The sequence below is a fragment of the Candidatus Izimaplasma bacterium HR1 genome, from assembly GCA_000755705.1.
Lineage (GTDB): Bacteria > Bacillota_I > Bacilli_A > Izemoplasmatales > Izemoplasmataceae > Xianfuyuplasma.
In genome coordinates this window covers 661,009-677,488 of the sequence record CP009415.1, presented here as the reverse complement: position 1 = coordinate 677,488, position 16,480 = coordinate 661,009, and the positions used below count along the sequence as shown (strand labels likewise).

Here is a 16,480-nt window from a genome sequence, read left to right as displayed (position 1 = left end):
AAAAGAACTCTTATTGTAAGAGTTCTTTTAATGTTAAATGTTTGAAATGTCTTCTTGTAATTTCTTATTGATTACTTGAATTGATTCTTTTAGTTTATGATCAGCTTCTTTTATAATGTGTTTTTCCGTAGCTTCTAATTTATCATTTTCCTGAGATATTTTTTTACTTAACTCATTCAAATCATGTTTGAACTCCGACTCTTGTTTTTTAAGATTGTCTTCAAGTTCATTTTGCTTCTCATGATGTTTTTGATTAATAGCCTGATTATTCTTAGAAGTTTTATGTGATTCTTCTTCTAATAATTTATCTGCTTCTTTTTGAATATCATGTTTGCTATTTTCAACATTTTGCTTAAATGATTCTAAATTGCTTTCTTGTTCACTTAGTTTGTTAGTAGCCTCGTTCAATGCAGTTTCTTTTTCCTCTTCTAAGCTTTTTAAAGTTTTATTGTATGAATTGTTAGTAGCTTCTTTTAATTGCTCAAATCTAGAATTTTCCTCATTTACGATATGTTGTTCATATGCTATTTCTGCATCTAAGTATGCTTGGTTTTCTTCTGTGTTCAATGTATTTCTTGAAGCAGCTTTAGTATTGAAGTCTTGAACAGCTGATTCAGTTGATTGATGACGATATTTTGCATCGTCAAGTTCAACAATTTTATTTGAGTTAAGCATATCGATTGCTTTGCTAATGTTTTCTTTCTCATTAACAAATAACTCTTCAGCTTCTACTAATGCAGTTTGATTACGATTCACTGCATAATCAAGTGCTTTTTGATATACTTTAGTTTCTTCATTAATATGTGCTTCTTTTCTTTTTCTATCAAATTCAAAATTCTCTTTAACGCTTGTCAATTTATCTTCGAGTTCAGTTCTTTCACGACGGTCTTTTCGCTCTGTTAGTGGCGCAATTTTATCATTAAGTTCTTGAACTTCTAGATTAAAAGTTTCTTCTAATTGTTCTAATTCCGTTTTTAAATCACCAGCAATTGAATTAATGATTTTTTCAAATGGCGCTCTTTCAACTTCTAGAACAGCGTTGATTTTACCTTTGATAACTTCATAATCTTGTTCAACTAAAACAAGTTGTTTTTCTAAGTATCCTAACTTGATTTGATAACGGTTAGTCAATTCTTGTTCTTCAAATTTAAACATTTCAGAAGCACGAGTCTTGAATAATGGCTCTAAAGCAGATTGATAAGTATAGAACTCATTTTTATTTGCATTTAATCTTTGATTTTCTGCTTTATGGTTTTCAATTTTTTCTTGAAGTTTAAATACTTCTAAATCTCGAGCTTGTTCGTAGTTAAGAATTCCTTGTTCGTTGTTAAGAGTTGATAAATCAACATCTAGAGTATCTTTAGAGATCATTTCATCTTTTTCCTTAATAATAGAAACATCTCTTAAATCTTTCTCTTTTACTTCATTATTCTCATTATGTTTTTGCTCATTGAATTTATTATCTTTATTAAACTCAATTTCCAATTTAATTTGTTTTGCTTCTTCTAACTCAACTTCTAATTCCTGGTCTTTAATAGCTTCTTCTTGTTTTTCTCTAACATCATTAAATGATTTATTATAGTTATCTGTTTCCTCAGCTATTTGCTTCTCAAAATCTAGTTTTGTGTTATCAATATTATTTACAAGTACCGCTTTAAGAACATCAATATCTTTTTGCTTCTCATGTTCGTAATCAGCGAAATCTCTTTCGTAATCTGCTAATTTTTCTAAATTATCTTTTACAAAATTCAGGCGGTAAACAGTTGCTTGTTCACTATCTGTTTTATATGTTTTAGAGAGTAATACTAAATCTCTTTCTGCTTCTTTTCTAAATTTTTCAATATCTTTTTTATGTTGTTTTGCTGAACGATTGTCGTTATCTTTAAGTGCTCTTTGTAAATGTTTTTCTCTAACTACAATCCTTTGGTCTGCAGAAGAACGAATACTTTCCTTTTTAGCATTGAACTCATCATTTTTTTCTTGAATATTTTCTTCAATTTCTTCCAATTCTTCTTCATAGACAGGTTTCAATTGGGCTAGTTTTGTATCTATTTTCTGGCGTTCCTCAGCTAAAATTTCTTCTTGCTTACTCACTTCTTTATTAGAAGCTTCTTCTAACTTAGAAATTTTATCTTGTTCTTTCCTACTTAGTTCAGATACTTTTGCATCTTGTTTTACTTTTATGTCTTCAATTTTTTTGGTTAGAATTGCTTGATCTTTTTCACCCTTTTCATTAATTGAAGTTATTGCTTTTGTAGATGCTTCAACATCTTTTGTGTAATTCTCTAATACTTCATTTATCAAAGTATCATTGTCCAAAGATAACTGAGCGATTTCTTCATTTAATCTCGCTAGTTCTTTTTGAAATGAATCCTCAATTGATTTAATAGCAGATTCATACGTTTTATTAACTTTGGTTTTATTTGCCTCAATTTTGGCATTCTTCTCTTTGGTTGTAGCGTTAATATCTGATACTTTTTTTACAAAGTCAGTTTTTACAGTCTTTTGTTCATCTTGTAATTCTTCTAGTTCAGTTTTTAGGTTTGCACCTAAATCTTTTATTGATTTTGTGAATACTTTATTAACCTCTACATTTTTGTCATAAACACCTAATTCAGCAACTTGTACGGCTTGATAATTCTTTTCTAATAACTTTTGTACTTCTTCTTTAGTTTTTGACATGACACTTCCTCCTTTAATTCCACCTATTATTATAATATCACTTATATGGTTTTTTTATAACAAAATCTTATAAATATATATATATGAAAAGAAAAGTAGTCAAAAAAAAAGAAAAGGAACATGTCCTTTTCTAATTTCAAACAAGAATACCACTCCGATACTTATTCAGGAATCCCCGAATTCTCATATCGTTTAGAGGTGGGGTAAAGTAGTACCCTTGAATCAAATCTGGTTTTAGCTCTTTTGCAATTTCTAATTGGTATTTATTTTCAATACCTTTTGACATAACTTTATAACCCATTAGCCTAGAAAATTTGATCAATGATTCATAAAGATGGTATTCGGTTTCATTACTATCATTGGTAGGTAAACTAGTCCTAGAAAGTTTTAGAGTATCAAAGCCAATATTGATTAGTGATCTTAAGTTTGAGGAACTAGCATAGAAAGCATCGATAGATACTTTATAACCAGCAGCCTTTATTTTTGATATTGCAAGTAATGTTTGATCACTAACAAGGTCTTGTTCACTAATATCAAACTCAATATATTTTCGCTTAATTTTATACTTGTCTGTAAGCGAAATCAACTCATTGATTTGAATTGATTCAAGACTTTGTTTTGCAAGGTTAATTGTCAAAGTAAAGTCTGAATCTATTAGATCTTTTTGCAACCATGATTGATACGATTTAAATGATTTTTCTAGAATAATTCTATCGATAGTTCCAAAGAGATTCTTTTCATTAGCAATATCTTTGAACTTAGCGGCTTCAATGATTCTATATTCATTCTTTTCCCATCTTAGTAAACTTTCGCAACCTACTATTTTCATTTTATTAGTATCAAATATCGGAAGAAAATGAGGGTTAAATTCGTCAAATTCAATACCTTTTTCGATTTCTTGATTAAAGGAATCAATGTCCTCTTTTATTATCCTTGTTTCTTCTGTAGCTACTAAAAGATCTTTATTTTCTTTTTTAGCTTTTAGCATTGAGAAGTGGGCAAGTTTAATAATTGATTCAATAGTAGTTAGTTGATCTCTCATCCCGTTGCTTCCTGTTCCCCCAATAACCTTTGCTTGATAGTATTCTAAGTTGTTGTTTGGGCTGAACCTTAATCGGTTTATGTAGTTGAGTATTTTTTTTGTTTTTTCGATTTGTTCATTTGTTCTAAGCAATTGATTAATTACAGTTTTGTTTTCAAATTCGTTAATGATAACTATTTGATCTGCTGAGTATAAGAAGACATTATTATGAAGTCTCTTTTTAAGTAATTTGTAGGTTTTTTCCATAATATAGTCACTTAAATTAATATCATAAAACTGACTGTAGGTAGATAAGTTTGTGATTTGTAAGAATACGACAAAATAGTTATTTACATCCTTGTTGTTGTATTTTCGATTGATTGCGTTTTTTGCAATAACTAATTTAACGTCTTCATTAACTCGCAGCTGATAAGTTATTAATCCAATCCCAAAAGCACTAAGAAAGGTTACTATATAATCATGCTGAAAAATTGATGATATGATGCTTAGTGCTAATAGAAGGATAATACCAATGTAGATTTGTTTACTTCTAGCCACAGATTAATCTACTGGTTTAACGTAATAGTTTCCGCGGTTTTGAAGTAATACTTTTGTTCCTTCTACGATAGCAGTAAGTGGATTTTTAGCAATGTGTACGTCTAATCCGATTTCTTTAAATAAGAACTCGTCTACACCATCAACTAAAGCACAACCACCGTTTATTAACATACCACTTTGAATGATGTCAGCACTTAATTCTGGAGGTGTGTTTTGTAATACTTTAAGTATTGCGTTAGAGATTGATTTGAAAGGCTCTATAAAGATCTCTCTGATGTCTTCTTGAGCTACTTTTATCTTACGTGGTAATCCTGATACAATGTCCCTTCCGTTGGCGTATGTAAATACGTTTCCTGGTAAGTTTTCTCTAACCGTACCAATCTCTTCTTTAATTCTTTGTGCGGTTTTCTTACCAATAAGAATCCCGTGTTGATATTGTAAGTAGTTAATAATTTCCTGATCAAGATAATTACCAGCGATTCTAATAGATTCACTAACAACGATATCACCAAGTGATAATACACCGATGTCGGTACTACCTCCACCTATATCAATTACCATACTACCTTTTGAATCATAAATATCTAATCCTGCACCGATACCTCCGGCTTTAACTTCTTCTTCAATAAAGACATCTGGGACACCTAAATGATGTGCAAGATCAATCATTGCATCTCTTTCGATTTGGGTAACTTCACTAGGACAACAGATTAGTAAAGTTGAAGCTCTTAAATTAACATCAATTGCTTCTCCTTTTCTTACTGCAATTTCAATTAATTTCTTTGCAGCATCCATATCACTAATTACACCTTGGTTTAATGGACTAACGATTTTGATGCCGTGATGTCCTCTACCAATCATTTTTGCAGCATTAAATCCAACTGCAATTACATCGTTTGTTTCATATTCCATAGCAATTACGCTAGGTTCATTAAAGATAATTCCTTCACCATCAACATATACTAATAAATTTGCCGTACCTAAATCGATTCCAATTTTTATTAGTTTGTGATTGTTTTTCATTTTTCGATCATTTGCCATATTTTTCACCTCTTTATAATTTCAAAGGATTTACTAAATAATCGCCACGATTTTTTAATAAATATTTTGACCCTTCTGCAACACATGTAAGTGGGTTGCTAACTACTTTAACAGGTACTTTGATACGGCTAGATATGAATTCTTCAACACCTTTAATTAATGCTCCACCACCGGTTAATAAAATTCCGTGTTGATATATATCAGCACTTAATTCAGGTGGAGTATCTTTTAATACTGCTGCGATAAGTTTTACAACTTCTTCATATGTTGGGGTAATTACATTATTTACATCTGTACTAGAGATATCTACCCATTTAGGTATACCTTTGACGATGTCTCTACCAGCGTATCTATTCACTTTAACTTTTGCATCTTTTCTTAAATCAGCAAGCTCCATTTTACATCTTTCACTTGTTAATTCTCCGATTTCAACTTTTTCATTTTGCTTAACTTGTTTTGCTAATTCCTTATCTATAAAATTACCAGCCATGCGGATAGTTCTTGATAATACAATGTCTCCAAATGATAGAACACCAACATCTGTTGTTCCTCCACCTATATCAACAATCATTACACCTTTTGATTTAAAGATATCAACATTCGCTCCAAGAGCACCTGCTTTGATTTCTTCATCAATTAGTACATCACTAATTCCCATGTTTACTGCTAATTCTGTAATAATATCTCTCTCTATAGTTGTAACCTCACTAGGACAACACATAACACAAGAGGTATTTGTTAGTTCTTTTTTTGTTAAATTTTCTACTGTTTCTAATACATATTGAAGTAAAGCTTTAGCGGCTTTCATGTCACTAATAACTCCATTTCGTAATGGTTTTATAACACTAATTTTATCGTGGACTTTCCCAAGCATTTTATGTGCATCTTTTCCAGCAGCAACAATTTTACCACTTTCACGATCAAATGCTATTACACTTGGTTCATTAAAGATAATTCCTTTTTTCTCAAGATATACAAGAAGGTTCGCCGTACCTAAATCAATACCTAATCCAATTTTTTCTGCCATAATATCCTCCTAAAACTCTCCAAAATAATGATTTTTGCTCATTTTTAATAGACGTTTAGTACCTTCTACTACTGCAGTCATTGGCGAATGCGAAACATGTACATCTACATGAGTGACTTCTTCTATGTACTCTTTAATACCTTTAATTTGTGCTCCTCCACCTGTTACGATGATACCATTATCTACTAAATCACCAGCTAATTCTGGTGGTGTTGCTTCTAATGTAGCGATTAAAGTAGCTTTAATCGATTCAAAAGAATCTGTCATAATCTTACGTATTTCCTTACCTTTTAGAACTACCATATGTGGTAATCCACTAACTAGATCTCTACCCATTGCATTGAAAGTGATGGCCTTGCCTTCTTCATCTTTCGGGAGTTCTCCAGTTAAACTAGCTAAAGCAACTTTAGCCTTTTCAGCAGTTTGAGGTCCGATTTCCAATTTATGTTCTTCTTTTACATAGTCCATAATTTGCTTATCGAAATAATCTCCTGCAACTTTAATACTTTTAGATAATACTACGTCACCTAGTGATAATACACCAAAGTCTGTAGTACCTCCTCCGATATCAACAACTAAATGTCCACTTGGAGTATAAATATCTACTCCGCTTCCAATTGCTGCTGCTTTTATCTCTTCATCAATTTTGGTATCTTCAATACCCAATTCTGCTCCGAGTTGTAAAATTGCTGCCTTTTCAGTTTCTGTAATCTCACTAGGAATACAGATTAATAATTTGTTGATTTGTTGTGTATTATCCACGAATAATTTATCAAACGTGAACATTAACAGTTCTCTAATCATTGAAATGTCAGAGATGACACCACCTTGTAGTGGTTTAACAACTTTAACTTTGTCGTGTACTTTACCTACTAATTCCGCTGCATCTAAACCAACAGACACTATTTTGCCACTTGCTTTATCTACCGCAATGTATGAAGGTTCATCGAAGATTGTTCCTCGGCCTTCTACATAAATTAGGAGATTTGATGTTCCAAGATCCACGCCGACGTTAAATGTTCCTTTTGGCTTTTCACCCATAAAATCCTCCTTATAAATTTAGTAGTATAAAATAAATAAAAAACGCCCTAAATAGGGCGTTCACGCTTTTCACAATATATTTTTTAGGTTGCAAAAGAGATGTTTTTTGTGCAATTACAAAAAAACTCTTTTAAAATATTGCGGTCCAGCCAGCATGGGATTTCTCCTGTAGCTCTGTGACTTTGCGTCTATATGTTTCCATATATTTGCCCTTTGAATATTTACCTTATACACAATAAATCTATCACAACAAAAATTGCATTGCAAGACATTTTTTGTTAATTTATTCTGAAGTATCTAACCAATTTAGAATAAATTGATAAGTCTCTAATTTATTTGTTTCATTCAAAACTTCATGTTTTGCTTCCTCAACTATTTTGAGTGTAAGTTGTGAATATCCATGTCCATTAAATTGACGATGAACTAACTTAACACCTTCACCTTTTTCACCAACTGGATCTTCAGAACCAGATATAAATAATATAGGTATATGTTTAGTTTGAGAAATAAAATTCGATTTGTTACAAGCAACAATTCCTTTAAAGAACTCAAAATAGAATTGTGGTGTATACGCATACCCACATAATGGGTCTTCTATATATTTATCAACAATTTCATTATCTCTTGATAACCAATCAAATTCAGTACGAGGCATTCCATATTTAGGTTGTAATCTTTTGTTTGTCATATTACCTAGGAATGTACTACGCTTAGCTCCAGAAAACAATCTTAAGACACGGGCTAATAATATTGGAGCAATAGCTGCGGTCAATGACATTGGAGGGAGTGTTCCCATTAAAATTGCTTTTTTTGCAACTAGTGGATACTCGCCTAAGAATCCTCGTGCAATAATACTACCCATAGAATGTCCCAATATGTAAATTTCTTTACCTGGTAAATCCTTTAAAATTCTTCTGCTAACAAAATAAGCATCATCTATTACATCATGCCAAGTATCCTCTTTTACCCACATTCCATGTTCACCTTCATTAAACACACTAGCACCATGTTTACGATGATCGTGGATATATACTGCATAACCATTATCTGCTAAGAACTCCATGAATGGGATATATCTCTCTTTTTTCTCTCCCATACCGTGAAAAATCTGAACAATTGCCTTAGGTTCTTTTTTAGGCAATACTTTTAAGCAAGCTAATTCTAAACTATGTCTACCCTTAATCTTAAATTCCATAACTTCCATTTGTACCCTACCTTTCTCTTTCTAAAGAACTGCTTTTATAATCTCTATTACTCCCTGATAAATTATTTCAATTGGTAATGAAAAGACATCTACATTTGGTTTTGATTCATCTGAATACGGTACATGGACAAATCCTGCTTTTATATTCAGATTATTTTGGTCAATGTAATTCAATACTTTATACATAATATTATTGCACACATACAAACCTGCTGAATTACTAATTTTAACTGGAATATTATAAATCTTTAGATTCTTTTCGATTTCACGTAAAGGCAAACCAGAAAAGAATGCATTTTTGCCATTTATATCTATAATTTCATCTACTGGCATATATCCAATATTATCAGGGCCAGTAGTATCTTTCATATTGATAGCCACTCTTTCAGGAGTAATCGCTTTTCTACCTCCTGCTAAACCTAACATAATAATTACATCTGGATCAATATCTACAATAAACGGTTTTAAATAATCAAAACACTCGTCGAAAATAACTGGTAATTCAATCGGAAATATCTCATTTCCTAAAATAGTTTTAGGTAATAATTTTAATATGTCTTTCGTTGGGTTATTCTCATTATCTAGAAATCTACCAAACCCAGTAACAATAATCTTCATCATCTCACCAAGACTTTCTAGTTCTATTATAGCATAAGCGTAAAAATTCCAAAATAAAAAGAGACAATTGTATCAAATAATTATCTCTTCAATGTTATTAAATATTTTTATACCATTTATTTCTTTTGAGTTCGAGATATCAATAACCTCAGATTCGTTTATATATTTAAGGATTTTGTATGGTTCACCCTTAAATACAATAATCTTATTAGGTAACTCATTAAACCCTTTCATATCTATTAAATTCTTACTTGAAGTTTTAAAATTTATGCCAGATATTCTACCCGTTTTAACTTCCCAAACATATTTTGAGTTAATTGATAAGATGCTGTTTTCATTTACTTGTAGTGTTTTAATATAATAATCTTTATCATCATTACTTAATAAATAATCATAAGGCTTAAAAAATCCTTTGGAAGCTTTCCCATTCGGGAAATATGATTGCAATTTCTTTTTACTCATTAAACAATAATTGTGAAATAATAAATTAGTGTTAGCAGAGCACCGAGTAAAGTACCTGTAAGAGCTTCAATAGGTTCATGGCCAAGTAGTTCTTTTAATTTCGATTCAACTACTTTATCATCACGTTTTCTACCTTTTGATACCTCTTTAACTAATAAATCAAATTCCTCTTTCATTTGGTTTAACACAGTAGCATGCTTTCCTGCTTCTCTTCTAATACCTACAGCATCATGAATAATAACACTAGCGAAAACAAAACTAATTGCGAAGAAAGGACTTGTTACACCCTCTGTCAAAGCAAATGCAAGAGTTAAAGCTGTAACAAAAGCACTATGACTTGAAGGCATTCCACCTGTCGAAAAGATAATAGATGGTGTCCATTTTTTATCAATAATTCTCTGTATTGGTAATTTTACCAATTGAGCAATAATCATTGATATCAAAGCTATTTCTAATGGGAAATTAAATAACATAAAATCACTCCTAAACAAATTAAATATAACATACTATAAAATTAAATCAAAAAAATATCAAGATATCCCTGATATTCTATTTTTTGAATAAGCTTAATAATAATCCTAATGCAATTCCTAAGACCGCAGCAAAGATAACTCGGTATTCAAAAGGAAGCATAAATGTAATGGTATGAGCAGGTATCCAGAATAACGGTAATGTTCTTAGTAAAACAATCTTATAAAAATGAACCCAATTAACTTCTTTAACTGCTGATTCTATTGAATCACTACCATTTAAGTACTGATCACTAACTCTGTGGAAAGCCATCATAGTAGGTGCAAAAATTACGTTCATAAATATTGAAGTAAAGAGCGCTGTAGCAAACAACACATCTTCAAAAGGTAAAATACCTTTTGCCTGTAATTCAATAACACCTGTATTAAATATTGTAAATACTAAAACAATTACAGAACCAATAAGTCCCCATATTGTAGCTTTAAAGAATATTTTTTTAGGCACTTGCCAAAAACTTTGTTTTAAACGTAACCCTATAAAATCTCCTATACTTGCCAAGAAGAAGAATTTTACAAATCCACCAATAATCTTATATTCATCTACAAAACCAAGGAAGAAACTTCTTGTAAAAACAAACACAAATATCACCGTGAGTATTAATACTCCCAGTGATATTACTTTATCATTTTTTTTAGCAAAGTCCATTGATTTTACAAATATCTACTATATATTTTTTATGACTTACAAAAATAACTATGGCTTCTTTTAATAGTTGATATTCTCCTTTATGAAGGTAATAACCATTATGACTTAGATTTTCTACAAATCCTTTTTTAAGCACTTCGTATGACGCATCAGAAATATGTTCTAAAGCACTCTTACCATCTTCTTCAAAATAGTAATCCCACTCATATGTCTTCTCGTCATCAGTGTATTTTAATTCTAAACAATCTTGTTCACTGTCAAAACCTTCGATAATAGTATAGAAAATATGCCCTCTATCCTTGTAACGTAAGCTTTCAGTAACTGATCTATTTCTCATAAAAACACATCCTCTCTTGTTATTTATATTATACTATAAAAAAGTTATATCTCAAAAATTATGAACTATTTTTTAAGTTGATTCAGAAAGTTAACTAAATCATTACCCTCAATATACATTTCCCCTACAACACCATGCTTTGTATCATGTGGAATACCATGATAATCACTACCTGCTGTAATTATTAGATTCTTAGCTTTTGCAATACTACGATACTTGTCTTCATCACCCGATTTATTACGGTAATAGACTGCTTCCAACCCATCGAAATCATGGTTAATAACAGAATCATGAATATTCTCTCTTAATAAAGTCGGGTGTGCTAAAACTACTACACAATTGTTTCTTCTTAAAAGATTGATTCCCTCTTCTACACTAAGTTCACAACTAGGGACATAAGCTTTTGAACTATCTCCAATAAAATTATCAAAAACATAATCATGTCCAAATTCAGGATATTTTACCGTTATCGCCTTCGCTATATGTGGTCTAGCAATAATCCCGTTTGAATATTTAAACACGTCTTGATAAGTTATTTCAATGTTGAAATAACACTTCAAATTCTCAATAAATTTTCGGGCTCTATTTTCTCTATTTTCTTTGATTTCCTTATAGTATGAAGTTAATTCATCAGAATAATAACTATCATCTTTGAAGTAACCTAAAACATGAACAGGTTTCCCTTCATTTACTGTTGATAATTCAATCCCAGGAATATACTTAATTCCATACTTAATCGAATCCTCTTTGTTTTTCTCTACATCCTTAACAATATCATGATCGGTAATTGCGATTATATCGACTTTATTTTTTTTAGCTAGTCTAAATAATTCTTCTGTTGTTTTCAAACCATCAGAATATGTTGAATGCATATGCAAATCTGCCTTCATGTCCTCCACCTCTAATCCATTATAATTATAACAAAGTATCTATTCTATGCAAATTAAATGTTCTTAATATTTCAACAAAAAAAGGAAGTAAAAACTTCCTATAAAATCACATATGTAATAAAGAATTGTAGTACTCCGATAAACATACCCAGAAATAAACCAATAATTTCTACAAAACGTAATTCCTGACTCATTAAGCCAAAGATGATTTTCTCAAATTCAACAAAATCTAATGAATCAATTCTCTCTTTTACAATTTCTCTGATGTTTAAATCATCTAAACCTTTACCTTTAATATCCTCAACTAATCCATCCAAAATACTGTCTCCTTCTTTATCAACAATATTTTTAATAAACTCGTCTGGATTACTCCCTAGAAACATTTTAACCATTGGTGGAATTACATCACCAATTCGAGAAACTAGCGAATCCTTAACCAAAATTTTCAGTTCCTCTATTTTTTCATCATTTAATATTTTATCCATAATGACTTCTTTACTAAGTAGTTCTTTTTCAATTGTATCAGCTAAACTAATAGCCATTTGGTCTTTACGTTTAGGAAAAACACCTTGAATAGTAAAGAATAAAATTTTGATTGGGTTTACTGGTCTAAATAGCATTTTAATCGCGATACGATTAGTTAAATAACCAATTAATCCACCAATAACAACCATTAATAAGAGTCTAATAATATTATCATACATGTAAAACACATCCTTCAGTAAAATATTATATCATATTAAAATAATTCTTTGTCTTCTTTTTTTATAAACTCTTGAATTTCAAAATCATATCCTTCAAAGTCCTTAAAGAAAAACGATTTTAATGGAATCCTTTCAATAATACTCAGTTCACTTATATAGGGTAAATCATATCCTTTAAACTGATTATACAAGTCTTCAACATCATCAACAGTTAAACTAATTAAAGCCCCACCTCTATTTGTTGAATCAATACTTCCTTCGTGTTTCTTCACACAACCAACGAAGGCATTGTCATTTATCTTGTAAACTTTTGCGAACCCTTGATCCATAACTAATTCTAATTCAAGGATATCCTCATAAACCATTTTTGCTTTTTGGAAATCTTTATAGTAAAGAAAGGTAATCAATGAGCTATATTTTTTCATAATATCATCTCCTACCTATATTATACCAAAAAAAAAGAGTAATCGTTATCGATCACTCCTACGTCTTTTATGATTTTTATTTTTTGCCTTATCTAAATACATATTATTGTCAGCTGTTGTAATGATAGATTCCATTGTCCATGATTCAAAGTTTTCGCAAAAAGCAACTCCATAACTGAATTTTTGCGCTTGAGCATAGACACTCTCACTATTTATTAATGCTTGTTCAATCTTGCGGCGGTATAACTGCATATCTCCATCGCTACTACCTTCAACAACAACGAGAAATTCATCACCACCATATCTAGAAACAACTGCTTTATTGACAAATACACTTTTTAGAATTTTTGTCATCTCTATTAACATATCATCCCCGACATGATGACCAAATGTATCATTAATTACTTTGAAGTCATCTAAATCGATCATAACAACTGCAAATTTTCTTCTTCTCTTAAGTAAGGTCTTTATAAATTCTTCTGCTCTCATCCTCGTGTAGGCACCTGTTAAGAAATCTCGACTTGAGGACGTTGTCTCAAATATTAAGTATGAAAAGATTAAAGCTACTGCAGTCGCAGGCCAAATCACTAGCAATCCATAGAACCACAATTGAAACAAAGTAGCAATCATTGGTAACAATAGAAAAATCAATACTCCGTATAGAACATTACTGTTCAAATATCGTCGATTTCTAATAACTATATATAAAGCGTAAATATATAAAATAAATGTCATAGTAATTGAAATCCAGATAAATGGTAGTCTCGAATACACATTTTGATCACTAATCTCAAATAGTACTGGTGTAAAAATATTTACTATACTTAAAATAAAAACAATGATAAATGGTTGAAAGTAATACCATCTTCTTCTAAGTCTTTCCTTATTTTCATAGACGATATAATCAATATAACTAGCCCACAAACATACAACAACAGTATTTAATGCTGTAAAGAAGAAATTAAATGTAAAGTTAAGAATATAAGCGTTTCTAGTCTCTACTCCATCAAACACCCAACTGAATATCTCTAATGCTAGCATAATAATTGTAACTATAATAATCCATCTAAATATTTTTCCTTTAAGCGTAATTAGCTCTTGTTTAAAAAGGACTACTAGTAAAAGCGCAACTAAAAGAACAATCGCAAATATATTTAAATCAAATCGCAATACAAAATTCATAATAATCCTCCTTATCTATATTAGTATTTACTTTGGATAACTCTTAAGAATGAGGTAACGTATTGTTCTACCTTAATTAAGTAATGTTTGTCTTTATAGTTAATGTTGAAGTTTCTTCTTAAAGTTACAATAGGATTTTTTATATCATCAAATGGCATTGTAAGATTAATTGCCCCTGATACAATAAATTTCCTATCTTCATATTTTAATGTAACATTGCCTAAAAACTCGCGAGATAAATTTTCATCGTTAACATCATAGATTGAAGCAGGTGATTCGATAATTTGATTTAGTAAAGCATCATCAAATTTTCTTTGCCAATTATCCCAATCAACAGTATTATCAAATTTCATACCTTCAATAAAGCCATAATCATTAACTTTACCTTTTGCATTACAATGTGAGCAATAAATATGATCGCCTTTAGTACTTAAAGTTCCAAAACTCTCACATTCAGGACAGATATATAATATATTCTCTAGACCTTCTGCCTTGTTTTTCCCCGGATGCTTAATCATTACTTCTTTCTGGTATTCATAATCATTATTGTATAATTCACGATTCACTATTTCATTAATCTCTTCTACAGATAAATCCTTAACTTCATCTTTTCCAATAATAATCTTATATGTGTATTTAGCACTTCTATTTCTTCTTTTACCAGTTGCCCAACGTGGTTTAGATAAATAACCACCTTGTACTTTACAAGCTACAACGTCAATCTTTAATTTCTTAATCAACTTCATAGTTGATTCTTCAATATAGTTTGTTTCACCATTAAAAGTAGTGTTTCCTTCTGGGAAGATACAAATAGGATACCCTCTTCTAACTGCGCCGATAAGATCTTTAGCAGTTCTAATATCACTAGTCCCTTTCGATTTAGGAATAGCATGAGCTACTTCTTCTAATAAAAACTTTAAAGGTTGTTTTGTAAAAAGGTTCTTGTTAGCAACGATAAAAGGAGATCTTCTAAGTCTTAAAGGTACGTGAACTACGTCAAAAACAAATGTATGGTTCGCTAATAAGACATAAGGTTCTTTTCTTTTTCTATCAAAGCCATCTTCAAAGATATATTCACTTCGTCCATCAAAGAACATCCATATCTTAGCAAATTGTCTAATAATCGAAAGAAAAAAATCCTTTCTTTTATCTTTTCTTGTTCTTTTCATATGCTCACCTCGTTATTATGATACTTCAATTGTATCACAGATTATTTTTTATTGTAATAATCACTGATAGCTTTTACATGATCAATGGCATCAATATTTGGTAAATCATGCATATTAAACCATTTCAAGTCTAAAGTTTCTTTCCCATCAATTACCATTTCACCAGAAATAATAACTCCTTGATATATGAAGCATATAATATGTGCTTCATCTCCTCCAGGCCATGATTTATTGAAATTATGGTAATCTCCTAGATAATCAGTAATTTCAATATTATAACCTGTTTCTTCAAATGCCTCTCTTATTGCAGTTTCATTAGGTTTTTCTCCTATTTCCATGATACCTCCTGGCAATCCCCAAAAGTGATCATCACCACGGTGTTGCAGCAAAATCTCATCCTTATCATTATAAATTATGACTGCCCCGGCAGTCATAATTATTTTTTTATTACCAACAAGACTTCTAATGTATTTTACATAATCCATTATAATCTTTCCTTACCAGTTAGATGTTCGATATCTATCTTAACTAATGTTGTTGTATCAAAACTTTTTGCGACATAGTCTTTCCCACTCTTCAAGAACTCTGGGGAGTATTTCTTAATCAACTCCATAAGAATCTTTTTATTTCCAGGTAATAAAGTAGCTTTCCCAAATAAAGTTACACTTTGATATTTAGTTGTGAATTTTTCTTCAATAATCCTAACATTATCATAAACAGTGAAAGAAACTTTAGGATTGTTTATGATATTGTCTATCTTATGTCCTTCTTTAGCACTATGGAAATAAACCTCGTTATTATACAAGACATAATTAACAACTACGGTATATGGATAACCATTACTTGATATTGTACCTAGAACACCTTCCCGGCAGTTCTTTAGTAACTCAATTGCAGATTCATGGTTCATTTGGTTCTTAACTCTTTTTAAGTCTTTAAACAT

Annotated in this window: 18 protein-coding genes and 1 riboswitch; all 18 genes read right to left on the bottom strand. The window is 30.6% G+C overall.

Translation table 11 applies throughout. From position 1 onward, the window contains the following. Nucleotides 1-33 precede the first annotated feature (33 nt). The 18 genes from KQ51_RS03460 to KQ51_RS03375 all read right to left on the bottom strand — a co-directional run bounded on the left by KQ51_RS03460 (nt 34) and on the right by KQ51_RS03375 (nt 16,480). Entirely contained in the window at nt 34-2,682 is a 2,649-nt protein-coding gene (locus tag KQ51_RS03460) for a hypothetical protein (RefSeq protein ID WP_038468949.1), read from the bottom strand. A gap of 136 nt (nt 2,683-2,818) precedes the next feature. After that, on the bottom strand, nt 2,819-4,261 hold the full coding sequence (locus KQ51_RS03455) for an EAL domain-containing protein (protein WP_038468946.1): 1,443 nt from the start codon (nt 4,259-4,261) through the stop codon (nt 2,819-2,821). A gap of 3 nt (nt 4,262-4,264) precedes the next feature. Beyond that, nucleotides 4,265-5,302, bottom strand: a complete 1,038-nt coding sequence (locus tag KQ51_RS03450; RefSeq protein WP_096334937.1) for a rod shape-determining protein — start codon at nt 5,300-5,302, stop codon at nt 4,265-4,267. Nucleotides 5,303-5,315: 13 nt separating this feature from the next. After that, nucleotides 5,316-6,329: a rod shape-determining protein gene (locus KQ51_RS03445; RefSeq protein WP_038468944.1), complete on the bottom strand. Its 1,014-nt coding sequence runs from the start codon at nt 6,327-6,329 to the stop codon at nt 5,316-5,318. 9 nt (nt 6,330-6,338) lie between these two features. Beyond that, nucleotides 6,339-7,370 (bottom strand): rod shape-determining protein, encoded by a 1,032-nt coding sequence (locus KQ51_RS03440; RefSeq protein ID WP_038468941.1) that lies wholly within the window; start codon nt 7,368-7,370, stop codon nt 6,339-6,341. Between the two features lie 136 nt (nt 7,371-7,506). Continuing rightward, nucleotides 7,507-7,591: riboswitch (cyclic di-GMP riboswitch) on the bottom strand. A gap of 62 nt (nt 7,592-7,653) precedes the next feature. Then, a complete protein-coding gene (locus tag KQ51_RS03435; RefSeq protein WP_038468938.1) occupies nt 7,654-8,574 on the bottom strand; it encodes an alpha/beta fold hydrolase in 921 nt (306 codons plus the stop codon). Nucleotides 8,575-8,595: 21 nt separating this feature from the next. Beyond that, nucleotides 8,596-9,195, bottom strand: coding sequence for a pyroglutamyl-peptidase I (locus KQ51_RS03430; RefSeq protein WP_081909894.1), 600 nt, complete (start codon nt 9,193-9,195; stop codon nt 8,596-8,598). Nucleotides 9,196-9,264: 69 nt separating this feature from the next. Then, nucleotides 9,265-9,654 (bottom strand): hypothetical protein, encoded by a 390-nt coding sequence (locus tag KQ51_RS03425; protein WP_144242079.1) that lies wholly within the window; start codon nt 9,652-9,654, stop codon nt 9,265-9,267. Further along, nucleotides 9,654-10,127, bottom strand: coding sequence for a divergent PAP2 family protein (locus KQ51_RS03420; protein ID WP_038468930.1), 474 nt, complete (start codon nt 10,125-10,127; stop codon nt 9,654-9,656). Before KQ51_RS03420 ends, KQ51_RS03425 begins: the two co-directional genes overlap by 1 nt. Nucleotides 10,128-10,203: 76 nt before the next feature. Further along, the gene (locus tag KQ51_RS03415) at nt 10,204-10,764 is read right to left on the bottom strand and encodes a hypothetical protein (protein ID WP_081909893.1); all 561 of its coding nucleotides are present in this window, start codon (nt 10,762-10,764) and stop codon (nt 10,204-10,206) included. A gap of 52 nt (nt 10,765-10,816) precedes the next feature. Then, nucleotides 10,817-11,167 (bottom strand): hypothetical protein, encoded by a 351-nt coding sequence (locus KQ51_RS03410; RefSeq protein ID WP_038468924.1) that lies wholly within the window; start codon nt 11,165-11,167, stop codon nt 10,817-10,819. Between the two features lie 65 nt (nt 11,168-11,232). Next, nucleotides 11,233-12,057 carry a PHP domain-containing protein gene (locus KQ51_RS03405; protein ID WP_038468921.1) on the bottom strand — a complete coding sequence of 275 codons (825 nt, stop codon included), beginning with the start codon at nt 12,055-12,057 and terminating at the stop codon, nt 11,233-11,235. Between the two features lie 98 nt (nt 12,058-12,155). Further along, a complete protein-coding gene (locus KQ51_RS03400) occupies nt 12,156-12,761 on the bottom strand; it encodes a DUF445 domain-containing protein (RefSeq protein WP_038468919.1) in 606 nt (201 codons plus the stop codon). A 35-nt stretch (nt 12,762-12,796) separates the two neighbouring features. Beyond that, nucleotides 12,797-13,186, bottom strand: a complete 390-nt coding sequence (locus KQ51_RS03395) for a VOC family protein (RefSeq protein ID WP_038468916.1) — start codon at nt 13,184-13,186, stop codon at nt 12,797-12,799. A 45-nt stretch (nt 13,187-13,231) separates the two neighbouring features. After that, nucleotides 13,232-14,368 carry a GGDEF domain-containing protein gene (locus KQ51_RS03390; RefSeq protein ID WP_038468913.1) on the bottom strand — a complete coding sequence of 379 codons (1,137 nt, stop codon included), beginning with the start codon at nt 14,366-14,368 and terminating at the stop codon, nt 13,232-13,234. Between the two features lie 20 nt (nt 14,369-14,388). After that, nucleotides 14,389-15,537: a lysophospholipid acyltransferase family protein gene (locus tag KQ51_RS03385; RefSeq protein WP_038468911.1), complete on the bottom strand. Its 1,149-nt coding sequence runs from the start codon at nt 15,535-15,537 to the stop codon at nt 14,389-14,391. Nucleotides 15,538-15,578: 41 nt separating this feature from the next. After that, nucleotides 15,579-16,022 carry an NUDIX domain-containing protein gene (locus tag KQ51_RS03380; RefSeq protein WP_052609130.1) on the bottom strand — a complete coding sequence of 148 codons (444 nt, stop codon included), beginning with the start codon at nt 16,020-16,022 and terminating at the stop codon, nt 15,579-15,581. After that, nucleotides 16,022-16,480 (bottom strand): pyridoxamine 5'-phosphate oxidase family protein, encoded by a 459-nt coding sequence (locus tag KQ51_RS03375; RefSeq protein ID WP_038468905.1) that lies wholly within the window; start codon nt 16,478-16,480, stop codon nt 16,022-16,024. The genes KQ51_RS03380 and KQ51_RS03375 overlap by 1 nt, the downstream gene beginning before the upstream one ends.

Bases quoted from the DNA above. Each gene is read 5' to 3' on its own strand.
- KQ51_RS03460 (WP_038468949.1), bottom strand. From the start codon at position 2,682: ATGTCAAAAACTAAAGAAGAAGTACAAAAGTTATTAGAAAAGAATTAT.
- KQ51_RS03450 (WP_096334937.1), bottom strand. From the start codon at position 5,302: ATGGCAAATGATCGAAAAATGAAAAACAATCACAAACTAATAAAAATT.
- KQ51_RS03445 (WP_038468944.1), bottom strand. From the start codon at position 6,329: ATGGCAGAAAAAATTGGATTAGGTATTGATTTAGGTACGGCGAACCTT.
- KQ51_RS03440 (WP_038468941.1), bottom strand. From the start codon at position 7,370: ATGGGTGAAAAGCCAAAAGGAACATTTAACGTCGGCGTGGATCTTGGA.
- KQ51_RS03435 (WP_038468938.1), bottom strand. From the start codon at position 8,574: ATGGAAGTTATGGAATTTAAGATTAAGGGTAGACATAGTTTAGAATTA.
- KQ51_RS03430 (WP_081909894.1), bottom strand. From the start codon at position 9,195: ATGATGAAGATTATTGTTACTGGGTTTGGTAGATTTCTAGATAATGAG.
- KQ51_RS03425 (WP_144242079.1), bottom strand. From the start codon at position 9,654: ATGAGTAAAAAGAAATTGCAATCATATTTCCCGAATGGGAAAGCTTCC.
- KQ51_RS03420 (WP_038468930.1), bottom strand. From the start codon at position 10,127: ATGTTATTTAATTTCCCATTAGAAATAGCTTTGATATCAATGATTATT.
- KQ51_RS03410 (WP_038468924.1), bottom strand. From the start codon at position 11,167: ATGAGAAATAGATCAGTTACTGAAAGCTTACGTTACAAGGATAGAGGG.
- KQ51_RS03405 (WP_038468921.1), bottom strand. From the start codon at position 12,057: ATGAAGGCAGATTTGCATATGCATTCAACATATTCTGATGGTTTGAAA.
- KQ51_RS03400 (WP_038468919.1), bottom strand. From the start codon at position 12,761: ATGTATGATAATATTATTAGACTCTTATTAATGGTTGTTATTGGTGGA.
- KQ51_RS03395 (WP_038468916.1), bottom strand. From the start codon at position 13,186: ATGAAAAAATATAGCTCATTGATTACCTTTCTTTACTATAAAGATTTC.
- KQ51_RS03390 (WP_038468913.1), bottom strand. From the start codon at position 14,368: ATGAATTTTGTATTGCGATTTGATTTAAATATATTTGCGATTGTTCTT.
- KQ51_RS03385 (WP_038468911.1), bottom strand. From the start codon at position 15,537: ATGAAAAGAACAAGAAAAGATAAAAGAAAGGATTTTTTTCTTTCGATT.
- KQ51_RS03380 (WP_052609130.1), bottom strand. From the start codon at position 16,022: ATGGATTATGTAAAATACATTAGAAGTCTTGTTGGTAATAAAAAAATA.
- KQ51_RS03375 (WP_038468905.1), bottom strand. From the start codon at position 16,480: ATGTTTAAAGACTTAAAAAGAGTTAAGAACCAAATGAACCATGAATCT.